The sequence below is a fragment of the Rhodoferax sp. genome, assembly GCF_014859475.1.
Taxonomy (GTDB): Bacteria; Pseudomonadota; Gammaproteobacteria; order Burkholderiales; family Burkholderiaceae_C; genus Rhodoferax.
In genome coordinates, this window is the sequence record NZ_JACUUE010000097.1 from 1 (window position 1) to 9,232 (window position 9,232).

8 protein-coding genes are annotated in these 9,232 nt (G+C 62.7%); 6 read left to right on the forward strand and 2 right to left on the reverse strand.

Going from position 1 to position 9,232, the window contains the following annotated elements; all coding sequences use genetic code 11:
* Positions 1-56: 56 nt before the first annotated feature.
* Entirely contained in the window at positions 57-1,193 is a 1,137-nt protein-coding gene (locus IBX54_RS09470) for an aminotransferase class V-fold PLP-dependent enzyme (RefSeq protein WP_296542410.1), read from the reverse strand.
* A gap of 221 nt (positions 1,194-1,414) precedes the next feature.
* Between IBX54_RS09470 and IBX54_RS09475 the strand changes: the two genes are divergently transcribed.
* Genes IBX54_RS09475 through IBX54_RS09490 form a run of 4 tightly spaced genes read left to right on the forward strand, consistent with a single transcriptional unit; the run spans position 1,415 to position 5,419 of the window.
* The gene (locus tag IBX54_RS09475; protein WP_296542411.1) at positions 1,415-2,227 is read left to right on the forward strand and encodes a mannosyl-3-phosphoglycerate phosphatase; all 813 of its coding nucleotides are present in this window, start codon (positions 1,415-1,417) and stop codon (positions 2,225-2,227) included.
* Positions 2,214-3,473, forward strand: coding sequence for a cell wall biosynthesis glycosyltransferase (locus tag IBX54_RS09480; RefSeq protein WP_296542412.1), 1,260 nt, complete (start codon positions 2,214-2,216; stop codon positions 3,471-3,473). Before IBX54_RS09475 ends, IBX54_RS09480 begins: the two co-directional genes overlap by 14 nt.
* An 18-nt stretch (positions 3,474-3,491) precedes the next feature.
* Positions 3,492-4,184, forward strand: a complete 693-nt coding sequence (locus IBX54_RS09485) for a hypothetical protein (protein ID WP_296542413.1) — start codon at positions 3,492-3,494, stop codon at positions 4,182-4,184.
* A 26-nt stretch (positions 4,185-4,210) separates the two neighbouring features.
* Positions 4,211-5,419, forward strand: a complete 1,209-nt coding sequence (locus IBX54_RS09490; protein ID WP_296542414.1) for a hypothetical protein — start codon at positions 4,211-4,213, stop codon at positions 5,417-5,419.
* A 60-nt stretch (positions 5,420-5,479) separates the two neighbouring features.
* Here the strand turns inward: IBX54_RS09490 and IBX54_RS09495 are convergent, their stop codons facing one another.
* On the reverse strand, positions 5,480-6,382 hold the full coding sequence (locus IBX54_RS09495) for a LysR family transcriptional regulator (RefSeq protein WP_296542415.1): 903 nt from the start codon (positions 6,380-6,382) through the stop codon (positions 5,480-5,482).
* A 120-nt stretch (positions 6,383-6,502) separates the two neighbouring features.
* Here IBX54_RS09495 and IBX54_RS09500 point away from each other — a divergent pair, with 120 nt between their 5' ends.
* Positions 6,503-7,537 carry a glycosyltransferase family 2 protein gene (locus tag IBX54_RS09500; protein WP_296542416.1) on the forward strand — a complete coding sequence of 345 codons (1,035 nt, stop codon included), beginning with the start codon at positions 6,503-6,505 and terminating at the stop codon, positions 7,535-7,537.
* Between the two features lie 62 nt (positions 7,538-7,599).
* Positions 7,600-9,045: a glycosyltransferase family 39 protein gene (locus IBX54_RS09505; RefSeq protein WP_296542417.1), complete on the forward strand. Its 1,446-nt coding sequence runs from the start codon at positions 7,600-7,602 to the stop codon at positions 9,043-9,045.
* Positions 9,046-9,232: the final 187 nt, after the last annotated feature.

The window sequence follows — 9,232 nt, forward strand, 5'->3', positions numbered from 1 at the left end:
GGGCTCGCAATGACGTTTTTCTTGCATCATTGGAGGTGACTTCAAGGTCAGTCAGTTCAGGCCGTGATGCCCATGGCGTCGAGTGCGGCAGCGAGATGCGCCACGCTGCGCTGGGCGTTGTGCAGCTTTTCCAAGCCAAACAGGCCGACGCGGAAGGTGGAGAAATCAGCGGGCTCGTCGCATTGCAGCGGCACGCCGGCGGCGGTTTGCAGGCCGAGCGCCAGAAATTTTTTGCTGTTCTGAATGTCGGCGTCATGGGTGTAGCTCACCACCACGCCGGGGGCCTTGAAACCCTCGGCGGCCACGCTCCTGATGCCGCGGCGCTCAAACAGGGCGCGCACCTTGGCACCCAGCGCCGCCTGCTCGGCCTTGACCTTCTCGAAGCCGTAGGCGCGGGTTTCCTGCATGACTTCGCGCAGGCGCAGGAGCGCATCGGTTGGCATGGTGGCGTGGTAGGCGTGGCCGCCCTTTTCGTAGGCCTCCATGATCTGCAGCCATTTTTTGAGGTCGCAGGCAAAGCTGGTGCTGGTGGTGGCGTCAATCGCGGCGCGAGCGCGCGGGCTCAACATCACCATGGCGCAGCAGGGCGAGCCGCTCCAGCCTTTTTGCGGCGCGCTCACCAGCACATCGACGCCGGTGGCTTCCATATCGACCCACATGGCACCCGAGGCAATGCAGTCGAGCACAAACAGGCCGCCCACTTCATGCACCGCGTCAGCCACGGTTTTCAGGTAGTCGTCAGGCAGCATCATGCCGGCGGCGGTTTCGACGTGCGGGGCAAACACCACGTCGGGCTGGTTGGCGCGGATGCTGGCAACCACCTCGTCGATCGGGCAGGGAACCCACGGCGCCTGCGGGTCGGCGCCAACGCGGCGCGCCTTGAGCACGGTCGATTCCGACGGGATTTGCCCCATGTCAAAAATCTGCGTCCAGCGGTAGCTGAACCAGCCGTTGCGGATCACCAGGGTTTTCTTGCCAGTGGCAAACTGGCGCGCCACCGCCTCCATGCCAAAGGTGCCGCTACCGGGCACCAGCACCGCCGATTGGGCGTGATAAACCTCTTTGAGAATGCGCGAGATGTCGGTCATCACGCCCTGAAAGCGCTTGGACATGTGGTTGAGCGCGCGGTCGGTATAGACCACCGAAAACTCAAGCAGGCCGTCAGGGTCGATGTTGGGAAGAAGTCCGGGCATGAAAAACGCTCCTGTGAATGGGGTGTCAAGACAGTGGTCAGCGACCGTTAGCTTAGCACGTGGTCTGACAACTGAACACCCAGGAATATACCGGGCTGTAATGTGAAAGGTGGCCGCTTCACACGCCTGGCAAAGAACGGCCCGTTGCGAATTGTCAAGCCGCAAAAGACCCTGTCACGCATCATTCAAGCCCCTGAATCACATGGCTGGATGCACCCGAAATGCGTCAGAAAGTGCTTGTTTTCACCGACCTGGACGGCACCTTGCTCGACCCGGTGAGCTATTCTTTCGCCCCTGCCTTGCCGGCGCTGGAGGTGCTGCGCGCGCAAGGCATCGCGCTGGTGCTGTGCTCCAGCAAAACCCGCGCCGAGATGCTGCTGTACCGCCAGCGGCTGGGCAACAGCCACCCGTTCATTGTGGAAAACGGTGGCGCCGTGTATGTGCCGAGCGGGTATTTCACAACACCCGTCGACGGTGACCGCCTGGTAGCGGGTTTTGAGCGCATCACCTTGGGCACGCCACATGCCGAGATCAGGCGCCAGTTCGTCGCGCTGCGCGCGCAAACCGGGGCCCGGGTGCGCGGCTTCACCGACATGGACGTGGCCGAAATCGCGACGCTGACCGGACTCGACACCGAGCAGGCGGCGCTGGCCCGGCAGCGCGAATTCGACGAGCCCTTTGTCTTTGACGGCCCGGTCGATGCCGATTTCTTGCAAGCCATCAATCGCGTCGGTCTGAACTGGACCGCGGGGCAACTCCATCACATTCTGGGCCAGCACGACAAAGGCCGGGCGGTTCGACTGCTGCGGGTGCTGTACGAGATGGAGCGTGGCCCCATGACCACCCTGGGGCTGGGTGACGGCCGCAACGACCTGCCGATGCTGCGCGCGGTGGACCATGCCGTGCTGGTGCGTCACCCGGAGGGTCTGGCCGACGCCGGTTGGCAGCTGGCTGGTCTGACGACAACGCGCCAACCTGGCCCGAGCGGCTGGAACGAAGCCGTGCTTGACTTTTTGTGCCATGGACACGATTGAACTGCGGCCCGACGTGCAAGCGCAGCTCCAGGCGCTGGGGCGGGCCGACATCGTGGTCGGCATCCCGAGCTTCAACAATGCGCACACCATTGGCCATGTGGTGCGCGCGGTGCAGGCCGGGCTGGCCAAATACTTTCCCGAGCACAGCGCCGTGATCGTCAACTCTGACGGCGGCTCCACCGACGGCACCACCACGGTGGTGCAGCAGTCCACCATCGAGGACTACAACGCCATCCTGCTGCACCACCGGGTTTCGCCCATTGCCAAGCTGGCCTTTCCCTATGCGGGCGTGCCCGGCAAGGGCAGCGCCTTCCGGGCGGTGTTCGGGATTGCCCAGGCGCTCCAGGCCAAAGCCTGCGCGGTGGTCGATTCTGATTTGCGCAGCATCACGCCCGAATGGATCGAGCTGCTGCTCAAGCCGGTGCTGGAGAGCGGTTTTGACTATGTGGCACCGCTCTACCACCGCCACAAGTTCGACGGCACCATCACCAACAGCATCATCTACCCGCTGACGCGCGCGCTGTACGGCAAGCGGGTGCGCCAGCCGATTGGCGGCGACTTCGGTTTCTCGGGCCAGCTGGCCGGTTTTTACCTGGGCAAGGATGTGTGGCAGACCGATGTGGCGCGTTTTGGCATCGACATCTGGATGACCACCAGCGCCATTGCCAACGGTTTCAAGGTGACGCAATCTTTTCTTGGTGCCAAGATTCACGACGCCAAAGACCCCGGCGCCGACCTCAGCAGCATGCTCTACCAGGTGGTCAGTGCCACCTTTGACCTGATGGAAAACTACGCGCCGGTGTGGCTGCCTGTGCGCGGCTCCGAGCCGGTGCCGGCTTTTGGCTTCGAATACACGGTCGGGCTGGAGCACGTGAACGTGCATACCGGGCGCATGCTGGCGCAGTTTCGCGACGGCCTGGCCAACCTGCACGAGATCTGGCGCGAGGTGCTGGGTGCTGGCGATTTTTCCGAGGTGCAACGGCTGGGCGCGCAGAGCGATGCCGAATTTACCTTCTCCCCTGCGCTGTGGGCGCGCGTGATTTACGACTACGCCCTCGCCTTTCACCGCAAGCAGATGCTGCCGACGCACCTGATCAAGTCGCTCACGCCGCTTTACATCGGCCGGACTGCGGCGTTCATTCTGACGGCCGAGGCCATGACACCGGCCGAGGTAGAGCTGGAAATCGAGCAACTGTGCCTGGCCTTTGAGCGCGACAAAGACTACCTGGCCAGCGCCTGGACCTGATGAACAAGGAGTACCCCCATGAATGAATTCCTCGACCTGATCGTGCAACCCCTGGACGCGATATTTTTGAACCTCAAGGCCTTGTTGCCAAATGTGCTGGCGATGCTGGTGATTTTGCTGCTGGGCACCGGTTTGGCCAAGCTGATTCACTTTGTGCTGCTGAAGTTTCTCAATGCCATCAAATTCGATAATTTTGCCGACCGGGTGGGCATGACGGCGCTGATGCGCAAGGGCGGGGTGTGGACCAAACCGGCATCGCTGATCGCCCGCATTGTCTTCTGGCTGGTGATGGTGTTGACGCTGATGCTGGCCCTGAACGCCCTGCAGATTGCCGCCATTGAACACTTGGTAACGCAAATTTTTGGCTACCTGCCGCGCGCCTTTTCGGCGCTGGTGATCTTGCTGGTGGGCACCTTGCTGGCTGGGTTTGCCAGCCGCGCGGTGCTGATTGCGGCCGTCAACAGCGGCTACCACTACGCCCGGGCGCTGGCCAATGCCGTGCGCCTGCTGCTGACGGTGCTGATTTTGGCCATGACCATGGAGCAGCTCCAGATTGCGCCGGGCATTGTGCTGGCCGCCTTTTCCATCACCTTCGGCGGCATTGTGGCGGCGCTGGCCATCGCCTTTGGTGTCGGCGGCATCGACGCGGCGCGGCGCATGATCGAAAAGGAGCACGCAGAACAAGAGCAAAGCGAGATCGAACACCTTTGAATCTGGATTGAACAGGAGCCTGCGCCATGTCTGATTTTCATCAAAGCGGCATCGTCACCACCCTGCACCAGCTCGGCAAGCCGTCGCTGGAGCGGCTCGAGACCGAGCTGTGCCAGTTTGCCAAAACCCGCCCCATCGCGCTGGTGCTGCCCGCGCTGTACAGTGAATTCGAAGGCCCGGCCATGCCGGGCATCGTGCAGGAGCTGGCCAAGGTCAGGTACCTCAATGAAATCGTGCTGGTCCTCGACAAGGCCTCGGTGCAGGACTTTGCCCGGGTGCGGGCCTTCATGGCACCAATTGCCACCGAGGTCAAAATTGTCCACAACGACGGCAAACGCATCAGCGAAATCTATGAAACCTTTGCCCGCCACGGCTTCAATGTGGGCGAGCGCGGCAAGGGGCGCTCGGTCTGGCTGGCCTACGGCTATGTGCTGGCGCGGGCCAGGTCGCAGGTGATTGCGCTGCACGACTGCGACATCGTCACCTACAGCCGCGAGCTGCTGGCGCGGCTGTGCTACCCCATCGCCAGCCCGACGCTGGACTTTGTCTTTTGCAAGGGCTATTACAGCCGGGTGTCGGACAAATTGAACGGGCGCGTCACGCGGCTGCTGGTCACGCCGCTGGTGCAGGCCCTGCAACAACTGGTCGGCGCGCAGGGTTTTCTGACTTTTCTGAACAATTTCCGCTACCCGCTGGCCGGCGAGTTCTGCATGGTGACCGAGCTGGCGCGGGTCAACCGGATTCCCTGGGACTGGGGCCTGGAGGTGGGCTCGCTGGCCGAGGTCTATCGCAACTACTCACCGCGCCGGGTGTGCCAGGTGGACATTGCCGCCAACTACGACCACAAGCACCAGGTGCTGTCAGCTGAAGATGCCAGCAAGGGCCTGATGCGCATGACGGTGGACATCTGCAAGTCGATTTTTCGCACGCTGGCCTCCGAAGGCGTGGTGTTCTCGGACGGCCTGTTCAAGTCGCTGCTGGTGGCCTATTTGCGCCGTGCCGAAGACACCATCATGAAGTTCGAGGCGGATGCGGCCATCAACGGCCTGCAGTTCGACCGGCATGAGGAGGCCATGGCGGTGGAGTCGTTCACGCGCGCCATCGCTCTGGCTTGCCAGGCCTTCATGGACGACCCCATGGCCACCCCGCTGATCCCGAACTGGAACCGGGTCAGCACCGCTATTCCCGATATTTTCGAGATGCTGCGACTGGCGGTGGACGCCGACAACAAGTAAGAGCCTGAACGCGCCGGGGTGTGATGCCAGATGCGCCATGTTGCGGCGTTGTGCCGGGGCTCAAGCTGTGGCGGCGGTTTGCCGCAGCCAGTCCATAAAAATCCGGGTGGTCGGCAAATTGGCCTGGCCGTCGGGCTGCACCAGATAGTAGGCGCGTTGATTTGCCAGCGGCCGGTCGCAAGCCACCACCAGCTCACCGCGCGCCAGCTCATCAGAAATCAGCAAACGCGGCACCAGCGCCAGGCCCAAGCCGTGCACAGCAGCGGCGGCGGTCATGGAAAACTGCTCAAAACGAGCGCCTGAGAGCGCTTGCGGCGCGGCAATGCCCTGCACCTCGAACCACTGGCGCCAGGCATCAGGGCGGGTGCTTTGCTGCAGCAGCGGCAGCCCTGCAATCGCCTCGGGCGACAGGCTGGCCTGCCCTTGCAGCAGGCTGGGCTGGCATACCGGCAGCACCACTTCGTCGAGCAGTTTCACCGCTTGGGTGCCGGCCCACTGGCTGACCTGCGCGGGCGTGCCGGCAAACAGCGCGCAATCAAACGGCGTGTCGGCGAACATGAAGGGGCGGGTGCGGGTCTCGATGTGCACGGTGAAATTGGGCTGTGCTCTTTGCAGGTCGGGCAAGCGCGGAATCAGCCAGCGCGTGGCAAAGGTGGGCACGGCGGCCAGGTGCAGCACACTGCCGCGACCCTGCGTGCTCATGACGTCGAGCGTGTCCTGCTCCAGCGCCTGCAGCCGAATGGCGACCTGTGCGGCGTAGTCGCGTCCGCGCTCGGTGAGCGTGACGCCGTGGCGCGTGCGCTTGAACAGCGCCACGCCGACAAAGTCTTCCAGCGCGGTAAGCTGGCGCGACACCGCGCCTTGCGTGAGCGCCAGCTCTTGCGCCGCGCGGGTGTAACTCTGGTGGCGGGCAGCGGCCTCGAAGCAGGCCAAGGCTTGAAGGGAGGGAATTTTTCGGCGCATGATGCGGCCATCATAGACACAAAAGCCCGCGCTGCTGCGACCTCGCCTGGCACCCGCTGCAGGCGTTAAGATGCAGCCGTTTTGATAGGCAATTTCTCATGTTGACGAAAAGTAATACTCATGCGCGCTGAACACGAACGCCAGCTGATTGCGCCCGGGCCGTCGGCGCGCGTGGCGCTGTCCGTGGTGATCCCGCTCTACAACGAGCGCACGGTGCTGCCCTTGCTGTACGAGCGCCTGAGCCAAGTGCTCAAGCCGCTGGCCATCCGCTATGAACTGGTGCTGGTGGACGATGGCAGCCGCGACGACAGCGGCCTTTATCTGCTGGAACTGGCAGCCAGCCACCCCGAGGTCAAGGCGGTTCGCCTGAGCCGCAATTTTGGCAAAGAGGCCGCGCTGACCGCCGGCCTGGATTTGTCGGTTGGCGAGGCGGTGGTGGTGCTCGATGCCGATTTGCAGGACCCGCCCGAACTCATTGAACAAATGCTGGCCGCCTTCCACAGCGGCTCTGACATCGTCTGCATGAAGCGGCGCTCGCGCGCCGGTGAGTCGTGGCACAAGCGGCTCAGCGCCCATCTTTTTTACCGCCTGCTCAACATCCTGAGCCACATCGAGATTCCCGCCGACACCGGCGACTTTCGCCTGATGAGTCGGCGCGCCGTCGATGCCCTGAAACAGCTGCCCGAACGCAATCGCTACATGAAAGGCCTGTTTGCCTGGGTTGGCTACCCCACCCACGTGATCGAATACGACCGCGATGAACGCGCTGCCGGCAACACCAAATGGAACGCGCTGAAACTGTTCGGTCTGGCGTTCGAGGGCATTACTTCGTTTTCTGTGACGCCCTTGCGCTGGGCCACCGTGATGGGGCTGCTGGGCGCACTTGTCGGCCTGACTTTCGGCTTCTGGATTGTGGTGGATGCCCTGCTGCACGGCAACCCGGTGGGCGGCTACCCGTCGCTGATTGCAGTCATCACATTCCTGGGTGGCGTGCAACTGCTGTCCATTGGTGTGGTCGGCGAATACGTCGGCAAAACCTATTTCGAGACCAAACAGCGCCCGCTGTATGTGCTGCGCGATGTGGTGCAAAGCCCGCTGGCACCAGCAGACTCGAGTGCAGCAGATCAGGACAGCACCCATGCGCCAGCGCCGTGATCAGAGCACTCTTTGTCATTGCGAACGCAGTGAAGCAATCCATGACGTTCGGCTGAATGGCCATGAAAGTTAATCGCTGGTGGTTGGCGCTGGCTGCGATATTGGGGCTGCGCCTGGCCAGCATGGCGTGGCTGCCGCTGGCGAGCACCTCCGAGCCGCGCTACGCCGAGGTGGCGCGCCTGATGGCGGTGACCGGCGACTGGATCACGCCATGGTTCACCCCTGAGCTGCCGTTTTGGGGCAAACCCCCGCTGTCTTTCTGGACCGAGGCAATTGCCTTCAAGCTGCTGGGTGTCACCGAATTTGCCGCGCGGCTGCCATCGTGGCTGGCCACCGTGGCTGGCATGGCGCTGCTCTTTGTCTATGCGCGCACCTATTTTGGCGAGCGCGTCGCCCGCAGCACGCTGCTGATTTATGTCAGCTGCGCGCTGGTCTTCATGGCCGCCGGGGCGGTGCTGACCGACCCCTTTCTGGCGCTGGCCACCACCTGGGCCATGGTGGCGCTGGCCATGTCGGCCAAAGCGCCCAGCCCGGCCTGGCGCTACGGTTTTTTTGTGGCCATGGCGGTGGGCCTGCTGGCCAAGGGGCCGCTCATGCTGGTGCTGGTGGCCGGGCCGATGCTGGGGCTGACCGTCTTCTACCCATCCTTGCGGGCATCATTCAAACGCTTGCCCTGGGTTTCCGGGCTGGCGCTGATGCTGCTGCTGAGCGTGCCCTGGTACCTGCTGGCCGAGCAAAAAACACCGGGTTTTCTGAACTACTTTCTGGTGGGCGAGCATTTTTTGCGCTTCATTGATTCCGGCTGGGCGGGTGATTTGTACGGCGTGGCGCACAAGCGGATGAAAGGGGCAATCTGGGGCGAGGTGCTGGTCGCTTCTTTTCCCTGGGGGCTGGTGGCGCTGGCCATGCTGCTGCGCTGCGTGATCAACCCGGTGCAACGGGCGGCCCTGTGGCAGACCCGGCACGATCCCGACAAGGCTTATTTACTCGCTTGGGCCTTGTTCACGCCGGTATTTTTTACCGTTTCCGGCAACATCCTGTGGACCTACGTGCTGCCTGCTCTGGCTGCCTTCAGCGTCTTGATGGCGCTGGCACTTGAGACGGCAACTTTCACCCAAAAACCGGGCCGGCAACTGCGGGCGACCCTGGTCTGGCTGATGCCGCTGCTCGTGACAGGCTACACCGCAGTGGTCACGCTGCAACCCTTGCACCTCAAGACCGAGAAGCATCTGGTGGCCTACGCCATGCAGCACAGGCAAGCCGGTGAGCAACTGGTTTATCTGGACAAGATACCGTTTTCTGCCACGTTTTATTCGCGTGGGCAGGCAGGCGTGGTCACGCTGAAAGGCCTGCGGCCATCCAGCGAGCGCACGACCAACTTGTATCTGGCGCTACCAAAAAACAATCTGGAACAACTGTCAAAGGTCTTGCAGCAGCCACTGGCGCCCTTGTTCGAAAGCGCTGAATACGTGTTGACGCTGATCCCGGGCGCACCGTCGGGCCAGTGAACCGCGGCACGCCGGCAGTCCTGAAGGAGCAGGCGCTTGATATACCTATCGCGCATATCAAACCCACTTTCTTGAACAGCCCGCGTTATTGCGCAAATGGCCGTCATTGCGAACCACCCCGTCACTGCGACAGTAGCCGTCATTGCGAACCACCCCGTCATTGCGACAGTAGCCGTCATTGCGAACG